Raw genomic sequence first — 23,225 nt, forward strand, 5'->3', positions numbered from 1 at the left:
ACGGGCCAAATGCCCAACTGACCGGCATTACGCCATCGGCGCCCTGTTCCCTATGCGGCCACAGCCATCTACTTGACCACCTTGAGGCTCGGCCGGCCGCTCGGCCGCGGCGGCTCGTCATCGGGTGGCCCCTGCTCATCCACCTCGGCCGCGGCTTCGCCCTCGGCCACCGGAGGCTCCAGGTCGAACACCATGCCCTGGCCATTTTCCCGGGCATAGATCGCCAGCACCGCAGCCGACGGCACGTACAGGCTATGGGCCACGCCGCCGAAACGGCCTTCGAAGCTCACCGCGTCGTTGTCCATGTGCAGATGGCGCACCGCGCTGGGCGATACGTTGAGTACGATCTGCCCGTCGCTGGCAAACCCCGACGGCACCTGGACACCAGCATAGTCGGCATTGACCAGCAGATGCGGCGTGCAATCGTTATCGACGATCCATTCGTACAGGGCACGAATCAAATAGGGACGACTGGAGTTCATCGAACCTCCTCGGCATTGGCACGCCGGCCGGCAGCGTGCAGGGAAAACGGCTTCACAGGCTCAGCGCATGTCGCGCTCGAGCGCGGACAAACTGGCCTTGAAACCCTCACGAGCGAACAGCCGATCCATGTAATCGAGCAGCGGCTTGGCTGGCTTCGGCAGTTCGATCCCCAGCACCGGCAGGCGCCAGAGAATCGGCAACAGGCAGCAGTCTACCAAGCTCAGCTCCTCACTGAGAAAAAATGGCTTGTCGGCGAACAGCGGCGATACGCCGGTCAGGCTCTCGCGCAGCTCCTTGCGCGCCTGCACCCGTGCCGGCTCCTTGCTGCGCGAATCGAGAATCAGGTCGACCAGCGAGCACCAGTCGCGCTGGATGCGATGCACCAGCAGCCGGGTATTGCCGCGCGCCACCGGATACACCGGCATCAGCGGCGGGTGCGGGTAACGCTCCTCCAGGTACTCCATCACCACGGTCGACTCGTACAGCGCCAGATCGCGATCGACCAGCGTCGGCAGGCTGGCGTAGGGATTGACCTCCAGCAGCCGGGGCGGAAAGCGGCCCTGTTCGACGCTGATGATCTCGGCACCGACACCCTTCTCGGCGAGCACGATGCGTACGCGGTGGGAATAGTGGTCGGCGGGGTCGGAATAACAGGCCAACCGGTTGGTCACGCCCATGGTGATCCTCCTCGCTTGTAATTAGGCCCGGCCAACGCCTCGCTGCATGCAGCGAAACCTCGGCACAGGCTGAATCCGGGATATAAAAAAACCTGCGCGCCCCCAGGGGAGCGCGCAGGCCGGCAATGATAACGGAAGGAGTCAGTGCACGTCTTTCCAGTACTCGCGTTTGAGCAGGTAGGCGAAGACGAAGAAGAAGGCCAGGTACAGCAACACATAGGTGCCGATGCGCTGGCTCTGGAGTTTCACCGGATTGGCCGAGTACGCCAGGAAGGTCACCAGGTTCTGGATCTTCTCGTCGAACTGCGCCTCGCTCAGCGTGCCGCTGTTCGGCTCGATCACCAGTTGATCGCAGGCCTCATGGGTAAGCGGCGTGCCGGTCAGCGGATCGAACTGCCGCTTGCCGTTCTCGACCACCTGAACCTGCTTGCAGCCCATGTACTGACGCCCCTGCAGGCCAACCAGCACGTTGGGCATGCCGACATTGGGGAAGACCACGTTGTTGGCGCCCAGCGGCCGCGCGGGATCGTCGTAGAAGGTGCGCAGGTAGGTGTACAACCAGTCGTTGCCGCGTACCCGGGCGACCAGGGTCAGGTCGGGGGGCGCGGCGCCGAACCAGCGCTTGGCGTCTTCGGTCGTCATGCCGATCGTCATGTGATCGCCGATCTTGGCATCGGTGAACACCAGGTTCTCCAGCATCACCTCCTCGGGAATGCCCAGGTCGCTGGCGACCCGTTCGTAGCGCTGGAACTTGGCGCTGTGGCAGCCCATGCAATAGTTGGCGAAGGTACGCGCGCCATCCTGCAGGGCGGCCTTGTCGGCCAGGTCGATCTCGACCTTGTCCAGCTCCACGCCATGGCCACCGGCCGCCCAGGACAAGACCGGCAGTGCGGCCACTACAAACGCAGCAAATAGCTTTCTCATCAGCCTGTCACCCTGTCAGGAACCGGTTTGGTTTTTTCCATCCTGGTGTAGAAGGGCATCAGGATGAAGTACGCGAAGTACAGGAACGTGCATACCTGCGACAGCAACGTACGACCCGGAGTCGGCGACAACACACCCAGCACGCCGAGAATGACGAAGGACACGCAGAACACCAGCAACCAGATCTTGCTCAGCCAGCCCTTGTAGCGCATGGACTTGACCGGACTGCGATCCAGCCATGGCAGGACGAACAGCACCGCGATCGCCGCGCCCATGGCGACCACGCCCATCAGCTTGTCAGGGATGGCGCGCAAGATGGCGTAGAACGGGGTGAAGTACCAGACCGGGGCGATGTGCTCCGGCGTCTTGAAGGCGTTGGCCTGTTCGAAGTTGGGCTTCTCCAGGAAATAGCCGCCCATTTCCGGGAAGAAGAACACCACGAAGCAGAACACGAAGAGGAACACCACCACCCCGACGATATCCTTCACCGTGTAGTACGGATGGAAGGGAATGCCGTCCAGCGGGATGCCGTTCTCGTCCTTGTGCTTCTTGATGTCGACGCCATCCGGGTTGTTCGAACCGACCTCGTGCAGGGCCAGGATGTGCAGCACCACCAGCCCCAGGATCACGATCGGCAGCGCCACCACGTGCAGGGCGAAGAAGCGGTTGAGGGTGATCCCGGAAATCAGGTAGTCGCCACGGATCCACTCGGTCAGCGCATCGCCCACGACGGGAATGGCGCCGAACAGCGAGATGATCACCTGGGCGCCCCAGTAGGACATCTGCCCCCAGGGCAGCAGGTAGCCCATGAAGGCTTCGGCCATCAGCATCAGGTAGATCAGCATGCCGAAGATCCACACCAGCTCGCGGGGCTTCTGGTACGAGCCGTAGAGCAGGCCACGGAACATGTGCAGATAGACCACGATGAAGAACGCCGAGGCGCCGGTGGAGTGCATGTAGCGCAGGATCCAGCCGTACTCGACGTCACGCATGATGTACTCCACCGAGGCGAAGGCCTCCTCGGCGGACGGCGTGAAGCTCATGGTCAGCCAGACGCCGGTGACCAGTTGGTTGACCAGCACCAGCAGCGCCAGGGAGCCGAAGAAATACAGGAAGTTGAAGTTCTTCGGCGCGTAATACTTGCTCAGGTGGTCTTCCCACATCTTGGTGGCGGGAAAGCGTGCATCCACCCATTCCATGAATTTGCTCATCATGCTTGCTCCTGATCCACGCCGATGATGATCACGTCGTCCGACTCGTAGCTGTGCGGCGGCACCGGCAGGTTCAAGGGCGCCGGCTGAGACTTGTAGACCCGCCCGGCAAGGTCGTAGCGCGAGCCGTGGCAAGGGCAGAAATAGCCCCCGACCCAGGCCTGACCCAGGTCGGCCGGGGCCACTTCGGGGCGGAACGACGGTGCACACCCCAGGTGCGTACAGAGCCCGACCAGCAGCAGGATTTCCGGCTTGATCGAGCGGGTTTTCGGATCGACGTAAGCAGGCTGCACGGAGTCCTTGGACTCGACATCCGCCAACTGCCCTTCGAGCTTGGTCAGGTTGCCGAGGATTTCCTCGGTACGGCGCATGATGAACACCGGCTGCCCCCGCCACTCGGCCACCATCTGCTGCCCCGGCTCGATCTTGCTGACATTCACCTTCACGGGTGCACCGGCCGCCTTGGCCTTGGCACTCGGGAACCATGACCCCACGAACGGGATCGCAGCTCCCGCCGCTCCGGCAGCGCCCACCACCGAAGTGGCTGCCACCAGGAAGCGACGCCGGCCCGCATTCACGCCGTCATTGCTCATTCAGTCGTCTCCCATCGGCTTTCCGGCCTGTTGTTCAGGCCTCTAATAAGTAAGTGTTGGTCGCGCGAAAAGTGGCCAGATGGTAATTAAAAAGACCCTTCAATTACAAGGGACTTACCATTGCCCAGGAGGCTGAAAGCCTTGCAGGGCGCGGGCTGCAACGCTGCGGCATGTTGCCGCAAGTGATCGCGCATCCATCAAAGACTGTAGCCCCATTCCCGACGATCGGCTGCAAAGGCACGGAAAAAGTCCCCTTGGCGAGCAAGGGAATGCGCGCAGGCCGTCAGCGCACGGATGGACAAGCCCTCCTTCACAACAGCCCTCGGTACAGCCCGGCGCGAGGTTCGCACAGGCGCGCGCACGGACTCATGACGCGCATCAAGGAAGGCGCGGAAAAGGCGATGAGCGGCGGCATGCGGGACGCAAAGGTGGGCACATGAAATCGCCGGGGCATGTTCATGTCGCCTGGCGACGACCCGGAGAGGATGGCCGCCGGAAATGGCCGGGAGCCATTTTTAACGTCGCCTGCGACGGCGGGGCTGCCAGGGATGGCAGGCCATAAAAAAACGCCCAGTTCCGCGAGGAAACTGGGCGTCCTTTCGAACGCAGCAGCGAATTAACGCTTGGAGTACTGCGGACGCTTACGTGCTTTACGCAGACCGACTTTCTTACGCTCGACTTCACGCGCATCGCGGGTCACGTAGCCTGCCTTGCGCAGGGCCGGACGCAGGGATTCGTCGTAATCCATCAGCGCACGGGTGATACCGTGACGGATCGCGCCGGCCTGGCCGCTGACACCGCCACCGATGACGGTAACGTAGATGTCGAACTTCTCGACGGTCTCGGTCAGCTCCAGCGGCTGGCGAACGACCATGCGGGCCGTTTCACGACCGAAGAAGGTATCCAGGGTGCGGTTGTTGATGGAGATCTTGCCAGTGCCCGGACGCAGGAAAACGCGTGCGGTTGCGGTCTTGCGACGGCCAGTGCCGTAATTTTGAGTCGCCGACATAATGAACTATTCCGTTAAATCTTCAGTTCTTGGGGCTGCTGAGCAGTATGAGGGTGAGCAGCGCCCGCATAGACTTTCAGCTTACGGTACATGTCGCGACCCAGCGGGTTCTTCGGCAGCATGCCTTTGACCGCGGTCTCGATCACGCGCTCAGGGGCCTTGGCGATCAGCTTCTCGAAGTTGATCGACTTGATGCCGCCCGGGAAACCGGAGTGGGAGTAGTACATCTTGTCAGTGGTCTTGGCACCCGTCACACGGACCTGCTCGGCGTTGATGACGACGATGTAGTCGCCGGTGTCAACGTGAGGGGTGTACTCAGGCTTGTGCTTGCCACGCAGACGGCTCGCGATTTCTGTGGCCAGACGACCCAGGGTCTGACCAGCAGCGTCAACGACGAACCAGTCGCGTTTTACTGTTTCCGGTTTAGCAGTAAAAGTTTTCATTCTTTATAGCCTCAGGGGCCGTCCAGCGAAAATAGACGGCGGATCTTACTGAATAGTGCGTACTTTGACAAGTCAAAGGCAGCCGGCTACAGACGCTATCGGGGGCTCGGGTCAGCGCGTCCGCGTACGGCAAGATTCTTCGGCAGGCGGCGCATCACTTCCACTGCAGAAAGAGGTGCGGAATTATGCCGATTGCGAAAAAAATTTCAACCTGCTTGTATGACTCTTTTGCCAAAGGAGCAATTCATGGAATACCGCAAGCTCGGCCGAACCGATCTCGACGTCAGTGCCCTGTGCCTGGGCACCATGACCTGGGGCGAGCAGAACGACGCCTATGAAGCCTTCGCCCAGCTCGACCGCGCCAAGGCGTACGGCATCAATTTCATCGACACCGCCGAAATGTACCCGGTGCCGCCCCGGGCGGAGACCTACAGCAAGACCGAGCAGATCATCGGCGAGTACTTCAGGCAGCGTGGCGACCGCGCCGACTGGATCCTGGCCAGCAAGGTCGCCGGCCCGGGCAACGGCATCACCCACATCCGCGACGCCCAGCTCAAGCACGACCGCAAGCACATCGTCGCGGCCCTGGACGCCAGCCTCAAGCGCCTGCAGACCGACTGGATCGACCTGTACCAGTTGCACTGGCCGGAACGCCCGACCAACTTCTTCGGCCAACTCGGCTATCAGCACCAGGAAAGCGACAGCACGCCGCTGGAGGAAACCCTCGACGTTCTGGACGAGCAGGTCAGGGCCGGCAAGATACGCCACATCGGCCTGTCCAACGAAACGCCCTGGGGCACCATGAAATTCCTGCACCTGGCCGAAAGCCGCGGCCAGGCCCGCGTCGCCTCGATCCAGAACCCCTACAACCTGCTCAACCGCAGCTTCGAAGTGGGCCTGGCGGAAGTGGCGATCCGTGAACAGTGCGGCCTGCTGGCCTATTCGCCGCTGGCCTTCGGCATGCTCTCCGGCAAATACGAAGGCGGTGCCCGCCCGCACAATGCGCGGATCAGCCTGTTCAGCCGCTTCACCCGCTACACCAACCCGCAGGCCGAGGCCGCCTGCTCGCGCTACGTGGCGCTGGCGCGCGAACACGGCCTGGATCCGGCACAGATGGCCCTGGCCTTCGTCACCAGCCGCCCCTTCGTCACCAGCAACATCATCGGCGCCACCTCGCCGAAACAGCTGGAGGCCAACCTGGCGAGCAGCGAGCTGCAGCTCAGTGACGCGGTGCTGGAGGGTATCGAAGCCATTCACAAGACCCAGCCGAACCCGGCGCCCTGAAAGCAGCCACAAGCTTCAAGCGGCAAGTGGCGATGTACCTTCGGCAACATCGCCTCGCTCTCGTAGCCTGAGGTTGAGCGCAGCGATACCCAGGATCGATCGTGCAGACGATGATAATCCCGACATCGCTGAAGCCCTGGGCCTCGACGACTTACAGCAGGGGCGCTTGCCTGTCCCTGGCATCGCGCCGCGATGCCAGGCGATCGGCCAGGCGGGTCGGCTCAGGCAGTCGATAACCACCGTCCCAACCCAGCACCAGTTCTACCGCACGAGCCATGCTCACCCTATGGCCCGGCGAGACGATCAGTGGCCGCACCTTGCGCTTGCTGCGCAGCACCCAGCCGATCTGTCGCCCCTGACGATCGAGCAACTCGACCCTGTCACCCCGCTCTTCCCCCAGCTCGCCGTGATGGCCGGTGAGGATCTTCTTCGCCACGCCGATGGTCGGTCGGCCGCTGACCACACCGAGGTGCGCCGCGATCCCCAGCCCCCGCGGGTGGGCGATGCCGTGGCCGTCGACCACGATCAGGTCCGGCTCCTGCGGCAAACCCGCCAGCGCGTCGATCAGCGCCGGCAGCTCGCGAAACGACAACAGGCCCGGCACGTACGGCATGCTGGTGGGAATTCTCGCCACGCATTCGGCAATCGGCTGCAGGGTCTCGGCGTCGAGCAGTATCGCCGCGGCGCGGGTGATCTCGCCGCCCTCCTCGAAGCCGACGTCGACGCCCGCCAGCAGGCGCAGCGGCGGATAGTCATCTTCCAGGCGGACCTGTTCAGCGAGCTGTTTCTGCAGGATTCTCGCCGCGGCCGGGGTGCCATCCCAGTCGGCGAATGGCGAGGCGGCAAGTTCGGAAAAGGCGATCATGGCGAAAGCTCCCAAGACAAAGATGACAAGACCAGGCTGGACGCAGCCGGCATAAAAGAAGACGATTCAGCCACGGCCTGACGGCTTTACCATCAGCCTGACCCCATCACTCGAATAAGAACAACAGCCATGCCCAGCCTGCCATCCCCGCTCACTCGCGTGAGCATTCTCGCCACGCCCGGCGTATTCGCTTCGACCCTCATGCAAGCCAGAGATTTCTTTCATATGGCCAGTCTGCGCCATGGCAAGCGCCAGGGCCTGGGTCTGGTGCCGACCTTCGAGATACGCCTGGTCAGCCCGGACGGCTTGCCGGTGCGCAGCTTCAGCGATGTGCTCATCCCGGTGGACGGCGCCCTCGATGACGCCGACGTGATCATCCTGCCCGCCTTCTGGGATGACTTCGATGCGCAGCGCGAGCGCCATCCCCAGGTACTCCCCTGGCTGCGGGAACGTCACGCGGCGGGCGCCAGCCTCTGCGGCGAGGCCACCGGGGTGTTCTGGATGGCCGCCACCGGCCTGCTCGACGGCAAGGAAGCCGCCACCTGCTGGCGCTTCTTCGGCGAGTTCGCCGAACGCTTTCCCCAGGTGCTGCTCAATCAGGACAAGCACCTCTCCGACGCCGACAACCTGTACTGCTGCGCCGGCCCCACCTCGGCCTGCGACCTGTACATCTACCTGATCGAGCGTTTCTGCGGCACCAGCGTGGCCCAGGGCGTGGCCCGCGACATCCTCTACGAGGTGCGGCGCAACTACACCCCGGGGCGTATCGGTTTCGGCGGCCAGAAGCAGCACCACGACCTCAACATCCTGCAGATCCAGCACTGGCTGGAGGAGCATTTCGCCGAGCGCTTCCGCTTCGAGGACGTGGCCCGCGAACACGGCATGAGCATTCGCAATTTCATGCGCCGCTTCCACAACGCCACCGGCGACAAACCGTTGCACTACCTGCAGCGGTTACGGATCGAAACGGCCAGGGGGCTGCTGTCGACCTCGCGCAAGAGCATCAAGACCGTGAGCTACGAGGTCGGCTACGACGACGCCAGCTTCTTCGCCCGCCTGTTCCGCCTGCACACGGGCCTGTCGCCCAACCAATACAGGCAGCGGCAAGCGGCAAGCCACAAGCTGCAAGCAAAGGCACAGCCCGACTGACGCCGGACGTTCACTTGCGGCTTGAGGCTGCTCTAGGGTTTATGCGGGCGCGAGAGGAATTCGTGGGACTGCATTTCCAGCAGGCGGCTCAGGGTACGCTGGAATTCGAAGGTCAGGCGGCCGCCGGTGTACAGATCCTTGAGCTCCACCTCGGCGGAAATGATCAGCTTGACGTTGCGGTCGTAGAACTCGTCCACCAGGTTGATGAAACGCCGCGCCATGTCGTCCTTGGCCACGCCCATCTGCTCGACATTGGACAGCATCACGGCATGGAAGATCTTGCCCAGCTCGATGTAGTCGTTCTGGCTGCGCGGGCCGTCGCACAGTTCGCGGAACTCGAACCAGCCGACGTCGTCGCCCAGCTTGCGCGCGGTGATGGAGCGGTTCTCGATCGTCAGCGGCTCGTTCTCCTGCACGCTGACGTTCTCGTGCAGCAGGCTCCTGAAACTCTTCTCCAGGCTTTCCTCGGCGGCCGCGCCCAGCGGCCAGTGGAACAGCTCGGCCTGCTCCAGGGCGCGCAGACGATAATCGATGCCGCTGTCGACGTTGACGATTTCGGTGTGCACCTTGAGCAGCTCGATCGCCGGCAGGAAGCGCGCGCGCTGCAGACCGTCCTTGTACAGACCGTCAGGCACGATGTTGGAGGTCGCCACCAGGCTCACGCCGTTCTTGAACAGCTCGTCGAGCAGGGTCGCCAGGATCATCGCGTCGGTGATGTCGGAGACGAAGAACTCATCGAAACAGATCACCCGGGCCTGCTCGGCGAAACGCTTGCCGATGATGGTCAGCGGGTTCTTCTCGCCCTTGAGGGTGCGCATCTCTTCGTGCACACGCTTCATGAAGCGGTGGAAGTGGGTGCGTTCCTTTTCCTTGAACGGCAGCGCATCGAAGAAGGTATCGACCAGGTAGGTCTTGCCACGGCCGACGCCGCCCCAGAAATACAGGCCCTTGACCGGGGTGATGGTCTTCTTGCCGAACAGCTTGCCGAACACGCCGGGCTTGTTGCGCTCGTCGGCGACCAGCTCGTCATACAGACGCTGCAGGTGGCGCACGGCCTGTTCCTGCGCGGCATCATGGAAGAAATCCGGACGTTTGAGGTCGGCCTGGTAGCGCTCGAGCGGAGTCATAGTTCGTGAACCGGGCAAGTAAAAACGGGGGCGCCACTTTAACGACGCCCCCGCGGAATGGCAAATTGGCCCTATGGGCGCAGAGGACTTTGCAGCCGGCCATGGATACCGTCTTGATCCTTGGCCTGCAAGAGCCCGTTCGCAGTCAGGGTTCACAAGTAGGAGCGGTGCCCCCCGGCGCGATGCGATAGCGGCCATGCTGCAAAGATCGCGGTATGGCCACGATTCGCCGCGAGGTCGCGGCTCCCACACAAATGTGGCCATTCTGCGCGCTTGTTGCTGAATCCTGTAGGGTGGATCACGCTTCACCGATCCACTATTGCAGTCGCCAAATGGCGGACGGATCGGGCCACGTAGGTGAGGCGTCGGCTACGCGCCTCGATCCACCCTGCAAGAACTGCCGGCCTCGCCTAGGTTTCAACGGCCTGATTTAGGTGTCAGGTTTCTTCCGGGGCCAGCGCCTCGCGCAGCCGGGCGATGGCGGCCTCGGTGCTCGCCACATCGGCGAAGGCCGGGCTTTCGCCCACCCGTTGCCCATCCAGCCACAGGCCGAAAGCGTTGCCCTGCACGCGGATGTCCAGCGCCTCGCCGGCTTGCAGGCGCTTGCTCACCTGCCCTGCCGCCTTGCCGTCGGCGAAGGATGGCGACAGCAGCAACTGCTCGCCCTCGGCATCCAGCAGGCGGAAACGGAAACTGCCGTCCTCGTCGCGGAAGCTGACGAAGCGGGCGCGCTTGACGGCCTTCTTCTTCACCGTCTCGGCAGCGCTGGCCTGGCTGCGGAACGACCGCAGACCGACCGCTTCGCGCAGTTCGCCGAGGAACGGCGTGGCGATCCTGCGCGCCTTGGCGGCACCGGCGAGGAGGATGTCTTCCAGCTCGGCCGGACGCTCGATCAGCGCGTGATAGCGCTCGCGCGCCTCGCCCAGCTCGCCGTCGAGCAAGGTGAACAGCGCCTGCTTGGCTTCGCCCCAGGACAGGCCGTCCTGCAGCGCGGCGCGAAAATCCGCCTGCTGGGTCGGCGCGGCGAACGCCTGATACAGGGTGAACAGGTGCGAGCTGTCCGGGTCCTTCGGCTCGCCCGGCAGTTTCGAGTCGGTGACGATGCGGGCGATGGCGTCCTTGAGCTGCTTGGCGCTGGCGAACAGGGGAATGGTGTTGTCGTAGCTCTTGGACATCTTGCGCCCGTCCAGCCCCGGCAGGGTGGCGACGTCTTCCTCGATCACCGCCTCGGGCAGCGCGAACAGCTCCCGGCCCTGGCCGAACAGGTGGTTGAAGCGCTGGGCGATGTCGCGGGCCATCTCCACGTGCTGGATCTGGTCGCGGCCGACCGGCACGCGCTGGGCGTTGAACATCAGGATGTCCGCCGCCATCAGCACCGGGTAGCTGAACAGGCCCATGGTCACGCCGGCGTCGGGGTCTTCCCCGGCCTCGACGTTCTTGTCCACCGCGGCCTTGTAGGCATGGGCGCGGTTGAGCAGCCCCTTGCCGGCCACGCAGGTCAGCAGCCAGCACAGCTCGGGGATTTCCGGGATGTCGGACTGGCGATAGAAGGTCGCCTTGTTCACGTCCAGACCACAGGCCAGCCAGGTGGCGGCGATCTCCAGGCGCGAACGCTGGATGCGCAGCGGGTCGTCGCACTTGATCAGCGCGTGGTAGTCGGCCAGGAAATAGAAGGAGTCCATGTCGGCGCTGCGGCTGGCGACGATGGCCGGGCGGATCGCCCCGGCGTAGTTGCCCAGGTGCGGGGTGCCGGTGGTGGTGATGCCGGTGAGGATACGAGTGGTCATGGTCAGATTCGCTTTTACTTGAACCAGCTTGATGATCTCGCGAGCTAGAAGCTGGCTAGGCAAAAACAGGCGAGGAAGCGGAGTTTACTGAAGTAAATGAGCATCCGAGCCTGTTTTTAACGACGCCAGATCGACGCGCAGCAGATCAGAGACGAGGCAGCAGCAGATCTTTCAGATCGGTCAGTTTGCCGTGAAAAAAGTGCCCGCATTCTGCCACTTTCAGCAGCTCATGGGCACGTCCCAGGCCGGCGGACCAACGGTAGACCGCCTGCGGGTCGATCACCTCGTCGGCATCCGGCTGAATCACCACCAGCGGACAGCGCTGCGCTGGCGGGTTGTCCGCGTTCAGACGGCTCACGGCCGGGGCCACCATGAACAGTCGCGCAGGCTCCACACCCTGCTGCTCCAGGCGCGCGCCGAGGCTGGCGGCGACGAAGCCACCGAAGGAGAAGCCCAGCAGCGTCAGCGGCAGCTCGGGACAGCGCGCCCGCAACCACTGGGCCGCGGCCTGGGCATCGTCGATTTCGCCACTGTCCAGGTCATGGCTGCCGGCACTGGCGCCGACGCCACGGTAGTTGAAGCGCAGGGTGCTGAGGCCGACATCGCGGGCCGTACGCTGCAGGGTCGAGACCACCTTGTTGAGCATGGTGCCGCCCTGCACCGGGTTGGGGTGGCAGATCAGGGCGGCGCCACGGGCATCGGGTACCTCGAGAAACAGGGCTTCCAACTGGCCGCAGGGGCCATCGATCATTACGGGGGTTTCGCGGATGAGCAACAGTGAACTCCGTGACCTCGAACAGGGTCGACTCGTCTAGCATTCAGCCTGCGGCACAGCCGAACATAGCGGTATACAGCGCAGGTTCCAGCCGTTAACGTAAAGCAAAGCCGTTTAGAGAGGAAGGACTCGTGGAACAGACGCTCACCGCCTGGTTGCTACCGGCGCTTACCCTGGTCGCTGGCATCGCCATCGGTTTTCTGATCGCCCGCCTGGCGCCCAATGCCGCTCCCAGCCGCACGCAGCGTCAACTGGACGACATGCAGGAACGCTTCGAAGCGTACCAGAGCGAAGTGGTGACCCATTTCAACACCACCGCCAACCTGTTGAAGAAGCTCACCCAGAGCTATCACGACGTGCAGGAGCACCTGTCCCAGGGCGCCGATCGCCTGGCGCTCGACGAAGTCACCCGGCAACGCCTGCTCGCGGCCCTGCATGCCGAGGAAAGCGGCGAGAAACGCGAACGCCTGACGCCGCCGCGCACCGCCGAGACGCCCAAGGACTACGCGCCGAAAGGTGCCGATGTACCGGGCATGCTCGACGAAGGCTACGGCCTGAAGAACAGGTACTGATCGCCACCCGCCCCTCGAGCCCGCCGCCTGGCCAATGCCGATCAGCTCAGGTTTTTTGCCTCATCTCCCATCCAGGGGAGTTGGGGCGTATAAAAGCGGCAAACCGCCGGCTGTGCAGGAGCGTCGACCTCGGCGCGATGCGATTGTGGTCATTCCACAAACCGACCAATCGCCGCGGGGTCGCGGCTCCTACAAAGCCTGGTCGAGCCGCCAGAGGCTTGATTGACCGGCATTACGCCTCCTGGCGGGTTTTGCATGCCAGCCCGGTGTTCGTACTGAAGGGAAGCGATCCGATGTCACCGCGTCACGCCCAGAAACGCCAGACCCGCCACGCGCTGATGGAAGCCGCGCGCGGCCTGATGGACAGCGGGCGCGGTTTCGGCAGCCTCAGCCTGCGTGAAGTCGCGCGCCGTGCGGGCATCGTGCCCACCGGCTTCTACCGTCACTTCGCCGACATGGACGCACTGGGCCTGGCATTGGTCGCCGAAGTGGGGGAAACCTTTCGCGATACCCTGCGCCAGGTACGCCGCAACGAATTCGAACTGGGCGGCATCATCGACGCCTCGGTGCATATCTTTCTCGAGGCGGTAACGGCCAACCGCGGGCAGTTCCTGTTTCTCGCCCGCGAGCAGTTCGGCGGCTCGCTGCCGGTACGCCAGGCACTGGCCAGCCTGCGCGAAGGCATCGCCGCCGATCTGGCCGCCGACCTGGCGTTGATGCCCAAGTGGCAACACCTCGACCATGCCGCCCGCGGCGTGCTCGCCGACCTGGTGGTGAAAACCGTGTTCGCCACCCTGCCGGAGCTGATCGACCCGCCGCAACACGAACAGGGCGATCACCAGAGGGCCGAGGCGAAGATCATCGAGCAACTGCGCTTCATCTTCATCGGCGCCAAGCGCTGGCATGGGCTGAGCGCGGGCAAGATCAACGCACAATAATGGGGCAACACAATAATCGGCGCACCAAAAAAACCTGACTCATTGCCCAACTATCGCCATCCTCGCCGGCCGGGCCGCAGCCACGCGTGCTCGGCCAGCTTGGCAAGCCCCTTGCTCTATTGACCCAACCCGAACTGTGCGGAACTGCCCCATGCTGGTGATCCACCACCGTATCCAACCCCAGGACACCTGGGATGCCGAACTGGAACTGAGCTTCGAAGCACGCAGCAAAAGCCGCCTGCGCTGCTACTCCACCGAGGGCGAGGACGTCGGCCTGTTTCTCGAGCGCGGCCAGCCGCCGCTGCACGACGGCGAATGCCTGCGCGCCGAGGACGGCCGTATCGTACGGGTCCGCGCGCGCCCCGAAAGCCTGCTGCATGTCACCTGCGCCAATCCCTTCGAACTGATGCGCGCCGCCTACCACCTGGGCAACCGCCATGTCGCCCTGCAACTGGGCGATGGCTGGCTGCGCCTGCCCGAGGACTACGTGCTCAAGGCCATGCTCGAACAGCTCGGCGCCAGCGTCGAATCCGTGCAGGCGCCCTACCAGCCGGAGCAAGGCGCCTATGGCGGTGGCCACCACCACTCCCACGCCGGCGACGCCGCGTTCAGCTATGCGCCGCGCCTGCACCAGTTCGGGACACGCACGTGACGGCGCAGTGGGCGCTGCTGCGGCTGTCCAGCCCGCAATTGCCCATCGGTGGCTACAGCTACTCCCAGGGCCTGGAAATGGCCGTCGAGCAGCAACGGGTCGACGGCTTCGACAGCGCCCGGCGCTGGCTCGACGACCAGTTGCTGCTCAACCTGGCGCGCTTCGACGCGCCCCTGCTGCTGGCCCATTGTCGCGCCGCGGCCAGCGAGGACTGGCCGGCCCTGCGGCACCTCGCCGAACGCCAGCGCGCCAGCCGGGAAACCCGCGAGCTGCACCTGGAAAGCCGGCAGATGGGCTATTCCCTGGAACAGCTGCTGCGTGACCTGCCGGAACTCGATGACAGCGCCCGCGCCCTGCTCGCCGAGCTGCCGGAACCCGGCCTGGCCGTGGCCTGGGCCCTGGCCGCGCGAGCCTGGCGGATCAGCCCGGACCAGGCCCTGGCCGCCTGGCTCTGGGGCTGGCTGGAGAACCAGTTGGCGGTGCTGATGAAAACCCTGCCGCTGGGTCAGCAGGCCGCACAACGACTGACCTCCGAACTGCTGCCCAGCCTCGATCGGGCGCAGACGCTGGCCAGCGCAACGCCCCTCGACGACATCGGCAGCCTGGCCTTCGGCCTGAGCCTGACCTGCATGGCGCACGAGCGCCAGTACAGCCGTTTATTCCGCTCTTGATGAGGACAACCCAGATGAACAGCCAACCCTTGCGCATCGGTATCGGCGGCCCGGTCGGTTCCGGCAAGACCGCCCTGACCCTGGCCCTGTGCCTGGCGCTGCGCGAACGCTACAACCTGGCCGTGGTGACCAACGACATCTACACCCAGGAAGACGCCCAGTTCTTGGTACGCAACCAGGCCCTGGCGCCGGAACGGATCATCGGCGTGGAAACCGGTGGCTGCCCGCACACGGCGATCCGCGAAGACGCCTCGATCAACCTCGAGGCGGTCGACCAGCTCAACCGACGCTTTCCCGGCCTCGACCTGATCATCGTCGAGTCAGGCGGCGACAACCTGTCGGCGACCTTCAGCCCGGAGCTGTCCGACCTGACCCTGTACGTGATCGACGTTTCCGCCGGCGACAAGCTGCCGCGCAAGGGCGGCCCGGGTATCTGCAAGTCGGACCTGCTGGTGATCAACAAGATCGACCTGGCGCCACTGGTCGGCGCCTCGCTCGAGGTGATGGATCGCGATGCCAGGAAAATGCGCGGTGACAAGCCCTTCGTCTTCAGCAACCAGAAAACCGGGCAGGGCCTCGCCGAGATCATCGCCTTCATCGAACGCCACGGCATGCTCAGCGCCGCTTGAGCCCCATCAACACCTCGCAGAAAAAGGAACGTCCATGACCCCGCACAAAACCTTGCTCGCCCTCGCCCTGCTCCTCAGCCCGGCCCTGGCGCTGGCCCACCCCGGGCATGGCTCGTCCGGCCTGATGGCCGGCCTGGCCCATCCGCTGTTCGGCCTCGATCACCTGCTGGCCATGCTCGCGGTCGGCCTGTGGGCAGCCCAGCAAAGCGGCGCAGCACGCTGGGCCCTGCCGGCCACCTTCGTCGGCACCCTGCTGCTCGGCGGCCTGCTCGGTTTCGCCGGCCTGCAGATTCCGCTGATGGAAACCGGCATCGCCGCCTCCGTGCTGGCCTTCGGCCTGCTGGTCGCCGTGGCGATCCGTCTGCCGATGGCCATCGCCCTGGGGCTGACAGCCGTGTTCGCTCTCACCCACGGCATCGCCCATGGCCTGGAACTGCCGGTACAAACCAGCCCTTGGGGCTATGCCCTCGGTTTCGTCGCCGCGACCGCCGCCCTGCATGCCGCCGGCTACGCGGTGGTACGGCTTCTCCCCCAGGCCGCCACGCCCCTGGTGCGAGTGGCCGGCGGCGCCACCGCTCTGGCCGGCGCCTGGCTGCTGGCCAGTTGAGCGCTGCACGGTAAAGCGACGGATGGCTCCAGGCCTTGTCCGCCAAGGCCTGGAGCCAGACACGCTGGGCTTATCCACAGACGGCCCGACAGCCGGCGTGGATAACCGGCCTTCATCCTCTTTCGTCGCCCAACAACGGCTTGAAATAACTGGATTATTTCTTGACATGCGAAGGTTACCCACAACCTTTTTCGCAGGCGAGAATCCTGATCAACTATTGATCAATATGCTGCATCGCCCGTATCGCGGCGCCTGCGTCAAGGCATACTGAAGTTACCCACAGCCCTACCCACAAGCGTCGTGGAAAACTTCCCGAGGCTTTTCGATAGATCAACAAGTTACTGTTTTATCAAGAAAAAATCGCTGCTCAAAAAAAGCGCGGGACAGGCCACGCGGCGTCAGCAAAGCCTCGCAGACGGTTTCCCCCAGCTTTGCAACAGCCTTATCCACAGGCTATGTGGGTAACTTCCAGCGGGACTTGCGCAAACGGCAGCAACGAAAAGGCCGCTGGCGAAGCAGCGGCCTTGATGCAGCGGCGCAGGCCCTCAGTCGACCAGGGTCACGGCACCTTTCATCAGCGAGGAATGGCCCGGGAAGGAGCAGAAGAACTGATAGCTCTCGCCAGCCGCCAGCTTGTCCACGTCGAAGGTGACCGAATCGGATTCGCCACCGCCGATCAGCTTGGTGTGGGCAATGATGCGCTCGTCATCGGCCTTCAGGTAATCCTTGTCGACACCGGCGGCGATACCGTCGGCACTGATGGCGGCGACATCGGCGGTCTTGCTCAGCACCACGTTGTGCCCCATGACGTTCTTCGGCAGCGTGCCGACGTGCTTGAGGTCGATGGTGAAGGTCTTGCAGCTTTTGCTTACCTTGATTTCCTTGGTATCGAAGGTCATCTGGTCGGTCGAATGCACTTCCACCGAACACTCGGCGGCCAACAGGGGAGCACTGGCCAGGGCCAGCACGGATGCGACGACAAGCTTGCGAATCATTGGAGTCTCCTTGGCAGTGAAAAGCATCTGTTACTGGGTCGAAGCGTGCCTCATCGAGCGGTCATTTCCCATGACCTGAGGCAACGGACCGCAGCCTTCTCCGGAAAAACCCATCGGGTGATCCGGACAATCAAGCGTCACGACTATGTCACACGGCGCAGGTTGCGCCCAGGCTTGGCCCCGATTGACGGCGACCGTACAAGCCGCGAGCAGCCATCTTCGGATCCACCACTATAGCCGTAGGAGCCCGCTTGCGGGCGATAGCGGTAGTGAAACCACAGCCTGCACGCGGGTGACATCGCATCGCCGGCAAGGCCAGGCGCCCCCGCAGCTCCTACGGGAACGGGCCGAAGCACCGGCCACGTAGGAGCCCCCCCCGCGGGTGATGCCCTCAGTGCCCGCCCAGGTAGGCGTTGCGCACCTCCTGGTTGCCTAGCAGCTCCTGGCCGGTGCCACTCATGCGGATCTCGCCGGTGACCATCACGTAGGCGCGGTCGCTGAGCCTGAGCGCGTGGTTGGCGTTCTGCTCGACCAGGAAGATGGTCATGCCGGTCTGCGCCAGTTCGCGCAGGGTGGCGAAAATCTGCTTGACCACGATCGGCGCCAGGCCCAGCGACGGCTCGTCGAGCAGCAGCAGCTTGGGCCGGCTCATCAGCGCCCGGGCGATGGCCAGCATCTGCTGTTCGCCGCCGGACATGGTCATGGCCCGCTGGTTGCGCCGCTCCTTGAGCCGGGGGAACAGCTCGAACATGCGCTGCATGTCTTCCTGGGCATGCTTCATGCCGATGGGGATGGTGCCCATCAGCAGGTTCTCCTCCACGCTCATGTCGGGAAATACCCGCCGCCCTTCCGGGGACTGGGCGATGCCGTTGGAGGCGACGAAGTGGGTGCTCTTGCGGCTGATGTCCTGGCCCTGGTAGAGGATCTGCCCGGCGCTGGCCCGCGGCTGGCCGAAGATCGACATCAGCAGCGTGGACTTGCCCGCGCCGTTGGCGCCGATCAGGCTCACCGTCTCGCCGGCGTCGATATGCAGGTTGACCTTCTTCAACGCCTGGATCTGCCCGTAGTGCACGTCGACGTCCTTGAACGCCAGTATCGGTGTCGCACTCATGCCACTTCCTCCTCGTCCGCGCCGAGGTAGGCGGCGATCACTTTCGGGTCGTTCTTGATGGCGTCCGGGCCGCCCTGGGCAATGACCAGGCCATGGTCGAGGACGATGATATGGTCGCTGATGCTCATGACCATGCCCATGTCGTGCTCGATCAGCAGCACGGTCAGGCCGTGTTCGTCACGCAGCAGGCGGATGATCTTGCTCAGCGCATGGGTTTCCGCCGGGTTGAGGCCGGCGGCCGGCTCGTCCAGGCAGATCAGTTCGGGGCCGGTGCACATGGCCCGGGCGATTTCCAGGCGCCGCTGCTGGCCGTAGGACAGCTCGCCGGCCAGGCGGTTGGCGTGCTCGACCAGGTCGACCACCTCCAGCCAGTAGAAGGCCGTATCCAGCAGCTTGCTCTCGGCACGGCGGTAACCTGGCGTGTTGAGGATGCCTTTGATCAGGCTGCGCTGGGCGAGCATGTGCTGGGCCACCAGCAGGTTCTCCAGCACGGTCATTTCCTTGAACAGGCGGATGTTCTGGAAGGTGCGCGCCAGACCGGCGCGGTTGACCAGGTGGGTACCGCCGAACATCTTGTACCAGAGCCGCGAGCCGAACTGCCGCGGCTTGACGAAATCGTCCAGCTGGAAGGGTTCGCCGAGGATCTGGATCACGTCGGTCTGCTTGCTCTGCGCGTTGAGCAGGATCTTGCCGCCGGTGGCCGAATAGAAACCGGTCAGGCAGTTGAACACCGTGGTCTTGCCGGCGCCGTTGGGGCCGATCAGGGCCGAGATGGAGTGGCGCTTGATGGAGAAGTTGACGTCGTTGAGCGCCTTGATGCCACCGAAATGCATCATCAGGCTGTCGACCGAGAGGATCTTGTCGCTCATGGCGCCACCCCCTTGCGCGGGGCGATGCCGATGCGGTTGATGCGAATCAGCCCGCGCGGCCGCCAGATCATCATCGCCACCATGAGGATGCCGAACAGCAGCACCCGGTAGTCGGCGAAGCTGCGCAGCAATTCCGGGGTGATGGTCAGCACGAAAGCGGCGATCACCACGCCGACGGTGGAGCCCATGCCGCCGAGCACGACGATGGCGAGGATCAGCGCCGATTCGAAGAAGGTGAACGAGGTCGGGTTGACGAAGCCCTGGTAGGTGGCGAAGAACACCCCGGCGATACCGGCGGTGGAAGCGCCGAGGGTGAAGGCCGAGAGCTTGACCAGCACGTGGTTCAGGCCCATGGAGCGGCAAGCGATCTCGTCCTCGCGCAGGGCTTCCCAGGCGCGGCCGACCGGCATGCGCGTCAGCCGGTGCTTGACGTAGAGCACCAGCAGCACCACCAGCACCAGCACCGCATAGATGAACAGGAACTTCATGTTGGGGTTGTAGGCCACGCCGAAGAACTCGTGGTACGGCACGCCGCCGTCCCTGGCGCGGCGGGCGAACTCCAGGCCGAAGAAGGTCGGCGCCGGGGCGCTCATGCCGTTGGGACCGCCGGTGACCGCCAGCCAGTTGGTCAGTACCAGGCGGATGATCTCGCCAAAGCCGAGGGTGACGATGGCCAGGTAGTCGCCATGCATGCGTAACACCGGAAAGCCCAGAATCGTCCCGGCGAGGGCCGCCATCACCGCGGCCAGCGGCAGCATGCTCCAGAAGCCCAGGCCCAGGTACTCGTAGCCCATGGTCAGGCCGTAGGCGCCAATGGCGTAGAAGCCGACGAAGCCCAGGTCGAGCAGCCCGGCCAGACCGACCACGATGTTCAGGCCCAGGCCGAGCAGGACGTAGATCAGGCCGAGGATGATCACCGTCAGCAGGTACTTGTTGGCGAAGAACGGGAAGATGATCGCCAGCACGATCAGCCCCGGAATGATCCAGCGCATCCTCGACACGTAGCCCGGAGGCTGCACGCCGACGCCACCGCCGGAACGCTCGAAGCCTTCCAGCACCATGCGGCCCTTGCTGGTCTGCAGGAACAGGCTCAGCAGCAGGCGGCCGACCATCACCGCGCCGACCATCCAGGCCACGCGGTCGATCCGCATGTTGAAGTCATAGCCCTGCAGCACCACGCCGACGATGGGGCCGAACACGATGAGCGCGATCAGACCGGCCATCAGGCTGTCGATCAGGCTCTTTTTCACATCGATAGAAGAAGTAATCGTACTCACGGCTTCACACCTTGGTTACCTGGGGACGGCCCAGCAGGCCCTGGGGTCGGAAGATGAGGATCAGCACCAGCAGGGAGAAGCTGAACACGTCCTTGTAATCGGAGTTGACCATGCCGGAGAACTGCGCCTCGGCCACCCCGAGGATCAGGCCGCCGAGCATGGCGCCGGGCAGCGAGCCGATGCCGCCGAGCACCGCGGCGGTGAAGGCCTTGATGCCGATGATGAAGCCGGCGTAGAAATCGAAGGTGCCGTAGTTGAGGGTGATCAGCACCCCGGCCAGGGCGCCCATGGCGGCGCCGATGACGAACACGTAGGAAATCACCCGGTCGGTATTGATGCCGAGGATCTGCGCCATCTTGCGATCCTGCTGGGTGGCGCGGCACATGCGCCCCAGGCGGGTGTTCTGGATGATGAAGGTCAGCGCCAGCATGCCGATGATGGCCGCGGCGATGATGAACAGCTTGGTGTAGGTGATCATCACGTAACCGTCGCCCACGTGCAGGCGCAATGCGCCTTCGAGCATGGTCGGAATACCCTGCTGCCGTGCCCCCTGGCTGAGCTGCACGTAGTTCTGCAGGATCAGCGACATGCCGATGGCGGAGATCAGCGGTGCCAGCCGTGTGGAATTGCGCAGGGGCTTGTAGGCGATGCGCTCGATGGCGAAGCCGTACACACCGGTGACGACGATGGTGAAGATCAGCGTACCGAGGATCACCAGCGGAAAGGAATGCACGCCGAAGAAGCCCAGCAGGGCGATGGCGATGGCGGCGAGGTAGGCGGAGACCATGTACACCTCGCCGTGGGCGAAGTTGATCATGCCGATGATGCCGTAGACCATGGTGTAACCGATGGCGATCAGGCCGTAGACCGAACCGAGGGTCAGGCCGTTGATCATCTGTTGCAGGAAGATGCCGTCCATTGAGAAATCTCTGAGTCAGTGACGGAGAAAGAAGCGCGCGGTCGCAGGCGACCGCAGCAGCCCCGGCAGGCCATGACCCACCGGGTTTGGAACCTCTGTTCACGATCTGCACGGCCGTAAAAAGGCGTAAGCAGCAAACCGTTATCGTGGGAGGGGCTTCAGCCGCGAGCGCCTTGCGCCCTGCGCGGCCCTGTCGCGGCTAAAAGCCCCTCCCACACAAAAGCAGCAGCCACCGGCCGAGGCGTCTCGTCGTTCAACGCCCGGCGCTGCCCGAGAGATCGTGAACGGGCTCCTCTCTTAAAGCTGCTTGTACTTGCCGTCAGCGCCCCACTGGTACATCACGTAGTCCGAGACTTTCAGGTCGCCCTTGTCGTCGAATTCCTTCTTGCCCATCACGGTGTCGACCGGGTTGGCCTTGAGCCATTCGGCGGCCTTGGCGCCATCGGTGCCCTGGATGCCGGCGAAGGCCGCCGCCACGACCTGCAGCGAGGCATAGGAGTACAGGGTGTAGCCTTCCGGCTCGTAGCCGTTGGCGCGGAACTTGTCGATCACCGCCTTGCCGTCGGCGATCAGGCGCGGGTCGGCGCCGAAGGTCATCAGCACGCCATCGGTGTATTGCGCACCACCGGCGGTGCCGACCAGTTCGTCGGTGACGATGCCGTCGCCGGAGACGAACTTGGCGGTCACACCCTGCTCGCGCATCTGCCGTACCAGCGGGCCGGCTTCGGCATGCAGACCGCCGAAATAGACCACCTCGGCGCCGCTCGCACGGATCTTGGTGACCAGGGCGTTGAAATCCTTCTCGCCACGGGTCAGGCCTTCGTACATCACTTCCTTCACGCCACGCTTGTTCAACTGCACCTTGGTGGCATCGGCCAGGCCCTGGCCGTAGGTGTCCTTGTCGTGCACCACGGCGACCTTGCTGGCCTTGAGCACGTCGACGATGTAGTCGCCGGCAACGATGCCCTGCTGATCGTCACGGCCGCACATGCGGAACATCGCGGTCAGGCCGCGCTCGGTGACCTGCGGGTTGGTCGACGCCGGAGTAACGGCCAGGATGCCCGCCTCGTCGTAGACCTCGGAGGCCGGCATGGTCGACGAGGAGCAGAAGTGCCCGATCACCGCCACTACCTTGTCCGAGTCGACCATGCGGTTGGCCACGGAAACGGCCTGCTTCGGCTCGCAGGCGTCATCGCCCTTGACCAGCTTGATCTGCTCGCCGTTGATGCCGCCGGCGGCGTTGATATCGGCGGCAGCCTGTTCGGCACCCCGCCAGAGCTGGTCACCGAAGGCCGCGTTACCGCCGGTCATGGGACCGCCCACACCGATCACGATATCGGCACTGGCGATGGAGGAAAGACCCAGCGCACCCGTGACCGCAAGCGCCAGGAAAGCTTTTTTGAAAGACTTGTGAGGCATGGAGTTGCTCCTGAGGGAGTTTTGATTGGCGCCTGTGCCGGAGCAAGCCCTGTGCCATCCTCATCGCGAAACGCTAGGGCGATGCAGAAAATGAGCGCTGTGAACGAAAAACACCCTTCGGCGATTGTTTTCCCGCCAGGTAGTCATAAGATGCGTCATTTTCGATAGAAAAGGCGCCAGCGTCGCCGGCGTCGAACCGGGGCCCTCCAGGCCGGCAAAGCACCGCGTCCGCCGCATCG

At 63.9% G+C, this 23,225-nt stretch carries 25 protein-coding genes; 8 read left to right on the forward strand and 17 right to left on the reverse strand.

The window, feature by feature from the left end; translation table 11 throughout:
* Positions 1-68 precede the first annotated feature (68 nt).
* From DNK34_RS08740 to rplM, 7 genes are all read right to left on the reverse strand, one after another.
* On the reverse strand, positions 69-482 hold the full coding sequence (locus DNK34_RS08740) for a ClpXP protease specificity-enhancing factor (protein ID WP_131175441.1): 414 nt from the start codon (positions 480-482) through the stop codon (positions 69-71).
* A gap of 60 nt (positions 483-542) precedes the next feature.
* Positions 543-1,160, reverse strand: a complete 618-nt coding sequence (locus DNK34_RS08745) for a glutathione S-transferase N-terminal domain-containing protein (RefSeq protein ID WP_131175440.1) — start codon at positions 1,158-1,160, stop codon at positions 543-545.
* 141 nt (positions 1,161-1,301) lie between these two features.
* The gene (locus DNK34_RS08750) at positions 1,302-2,084 is read right to left on the reverse strand and encodes a cytochrome c1 (protein WP_131175439.1); all 783 of its coding nucleotides are present in this window, start codon (positions 2,082-2,084) and stop codon (positions 1,302-1,304) included.
* Positions 2,084-3,295, reverse strand: coding sequence for a cytochrome b (locus DNK34_RS08755; RefSeq protein WP_131175438.1), 1,212 nt, complete (start codon positions 3,293-3,295; stop codon positions 2,084-2,086). Before DNK34_RS08755 ends, DNK34_RS08750 begins: the two co-directional genes overlap by 1 nt.
* Entirely contained in the window at positions 3,295-3,888 is a 594-nt protein-coding gene (gene petA / locus DNK34_RS08760) for a ubiquinol-cytochrome c reductase iron-sulfur subunit (RefSeq protein WP_131175437.1), read from the reverse strand. Before petA ends, DNK34_RS08755 begins: the two co-directional genes overlap by 1 nt.
* A gap of 616 nt (positions 3,889-4,504) precedes the next feature.
* Positions 4,505-4,897 (reverse strand): 30S ribosomal protein S9, encoded by a 393-nt coding sequence (gene rpsI, locus DNK34_RS08765; RefSeq protein ID WP_131175436.1) that lies wholly within the window; start codon positions 4,895-4,897, stop codon positions 4,505-4,507.
* A 14-nt stretch (positions 4,898-4,911) separates the two neighbouring features.
* Positions 4,912-5,340, reverse strand: coding sequence for a 50S ribosomal protein L13 (gene rplM, locus DNK34_RS08770; RefSeq protein ID WP_007928449.1), 429 nt, complete (start codon positions 5,338-5,340; stop codon positions 4,912-4,914).
* A gap of 246 nt (positions 5,341-5,586) precedes the next feature.
* On the opposite strand from rplM, the gene DNK34_RS08775 reads away from it, so the two are divergent.
* Entirely contained in the window at positions 5,587-6,624 is a 1,038-nt protein-coding gene (locus DNK34_RS08775) for an NADP(H)-dependent aldo-keto reductase (protein ID WP_131175435.1), read from the forward strand.
* A 151-nt stretch (positions 6,625-6,775) separates the two neighbouring features.
* On the opposite strand, the gene nfi is transcribed toward DNK34_RS08775, so the two are convergent.
* A complete protein-coding gene (gene nfi / locus DNK34_RS08780; protein WP_131175434.1) occupies positions 6,776-7,489 on the reverse strand; it encodes a deoxyribonuclease V in 714 nt (237 codons plus the stop codon).
* A gap of 129 nt (positions 7,490-7,618) precedes the next feature.
* Between nfi and DNK34_RS08785 the strand changes: the two genes are divergently transcribed.
* A complete protein-coding gene (locus tag DNK34_RS08785; RefSeq protein WP_131175433.1) occupies positions 7,619-8,638 on the forward strand; it encodes a GlxA family transcriptional regulator in 1,020 nt (339 codons plus the stop codon).
* 32 nt (positions 8,639-8,670) lie between these two features.
* Here the strand turns inward: DNK34_RS08785 and zapE are convergent, their stop codons facing one another.
* The 3 genes from zapE to DNK34_RS08800 form a co-directional block, all read right to left on the reverse strand.
* A complete protein-coding gene (zapE, locus tag DNK34_RS08790; RefSeq protein WP_131175432.1) occupies positions 8,671-9,765 on the reverse strand; it encodes a cell division protein ZapE in 1,095 nt (364 codons plus the stop codon).
* Between the two features lie 437 nt (positions 9,766-10,202).
* Positions 10,203-11,552, reverse strand: coding sequence for a tryptophan--tRNA ligase (locus DNK34_RS08795; protein ID WP_131175431.1), 1,350 nt, complete (start codon positions 11,550-11,552; stop codon positions 10,203-10,205).
* A 145-nt stretch (positions 11,553-11,697) separates the two neighbouring features.
* The gene (locus DNK34_RS08800; protein ID WP_131175430.1) at positions 11,698-12,327 is read right to left on the reverse strand and encodes an alpha/beta hydrolase; all 630 of its coding nucleotides are present in this window, start codon (positions 12,325-12,327) and stop codon (positions 11,698-11,700) included.
* A 131-nt stretch (positions 12,328-12,458) separates the two neighbouring features.
* On the opposite strand from DNK34_RS08800, the gene DNK34_RS08805 reads away from it, so the two are divergent.
* From DNK34_RS08805 to DNK34_RS08830, 6 genes are all read left to right on the forward strand, one after another.
* The gene (locus tag DNK34_RS08805) at positions 12,459-12,899 is read left to right on the forward strand and encodes a Z-ring associated ZapG family protein (RefSeq protein ID WP_131175429.1); all 441 of its coding nucleotides are present in this window, start codon (positions 12,459-12,461) and stop codon (positions 12,897-12,899) included.
* 293 nt (positions 12,900-13,192) lie between these two features.
* Positions 13,193-13,837 (forward strand): TetR family transcriptional regulator, encoded by a 645-nt coding sequence (locus tag DNK34_RS08810; protein ID WP_131175428.1) that lies wholly within the window; start codon positions 13,193-13,195, stop codon positions 13,835-13,837.
* 151 nt (positions 13,838-13,988) lie between these two features.
* Positions 13,989-14,489 (forward strand): urease accessory protein UreE, encoded by a 501-nt coding sequence (gene ureE, locus DNK34_RS08815; RefSeq protein ID WP_131175427.1) that lies wholly within the window; start codon positions 13,989-13,991, stop codon positions 14,487-14,489.
* Positions 14,486-15,160, forward strand: coding sequence for an urease accessory protein UreF (locus DNK34_RS08820; RefSeq protein ID WP_131175426.1), 675 nt, complete (start codon positions 14,486-14,488; stop codon positions 15,158-15,160). Before ureE ends, DNK34_RS08820 begins: the two co-directional genes overlap by 4 nt.
* A gap of 14 nt (positions 15,161-15,174) precedes the next feature.
* Positions 15,175-15,789 carry an urease accessory protein UreG gene (gene ureG / locus DNK34_RS08825; protein WP_131175425.1) on the forward strand — a complete coding sequence of 205 codons (615 nt, stop codon included), beginning with the start codon at positions 15,175-15,177 and terminating at the stop codon, positions 15,787-15,789.
* A gap of 34 nt (positions 15,790-15,823) precedes the next feature.
* Positions 15,824-16,396, forward strand: coding sequence for a HupE/UreJ family protein (locus DNK34_RS08830; RefSeq protein WP_131175424.1), 573 nt, complete (start codon positions 15,824-15,826; stop codon positions 16,394-16,396).
* Positions 16,397-16,941: 545 nt separating this feature from the next.
* Here DNK34_RS08830 and azu read toward each other — a convergent pair.
* From azu to DNK34_RS08860, 6 genes are all read right to left on the reverse strand, one after another.
* Entirely contained in the window at positions 16,942-17,391 is a 450-nt protein-coding gene (gene azu, locus DNK34_RS08835) for an azurin (protein ID WP_131175423.1), read from the reverse strand.
* A 391-nt stretch (positions 17,392-17,782) separates the two neighbouring features.
* On the reverse strand, positions 17,783-18,502 hold the full coding sequence (locus tag DNK34_RS08840) for an ABC transporter ATP-binding protein (RefSeq protein WP_131175422.1): 720 nt from the start codon (positions 18,500-18,502) through the stop codon (positions 17,783-17,785).
* Positions 18,499-19,371 carry an ABC transporter ATP-binding protein gene (locus DNK34_RS08845; RefSeq protein WP_131175421.1) on the reverse strand — a complete coding sequence of 291 codons (873 nt, stop codon included), beginning with the start codon at positions 19,369-19,371 and terminating at the stop codon, positions 18,499-18,501. Before DNK34_RS08845 ends, DNK34_RS08840 begins: the two co-directional genes overlap by 4 nt.
* Positions 19,368-20,648 (reverse strand): high-affinity branched-chain amino acid ABC transporter permease LivM, encoded by a 1,281-nt coding sequence (livM, locus tag DNK34_RS08850; RefSeq protein WP_131175420.1) that lies wholly within the window; start codon positions 20,646-20,648, stop codon positions 19,368-19,370. Before livM ends, DNK34_RS08845 begins: the two co-directional genes overlap by 4 nt.
* Before the next feature lie 4 nt (positions 20,649-20,652).
* Complete coding sequence (locus DNK34_RS08855; protein WP_131175419.1) at positions 20,653-21,567, reverse strand: ABC transporter permease subunit; 915 nt, start codon at positions 21,565-21,567, stop codon at positions 20,653-20,655.
* A gap of 297 nt (positions 21,568-21,864) precedes the next feature.
* On the reverse strand, positions 21,865-22,986 hold the full coding sequence (locus tag DNK34_RS08860; protein ID WP_131175418.1) for a branched-chain amino acid ABC transporter substrate-binding protein: 1,122 nt from the start codon (positions 22,984-22,986) through the stop codon (positions 21,865-21,867).
* Positions 22,987-23,225 lie beyond the last annotated feature (239 nt).

This window comes from Phytopseudomonas dryadis (assembly GCF_004327355.1).
GTDB lineage: Bacteria > Pseudomonadota > Gammaproteobacteria > Pseudomonadales > Pseudomonadaceae > Aquipseudomonas > Aquipseudomonas dryadis.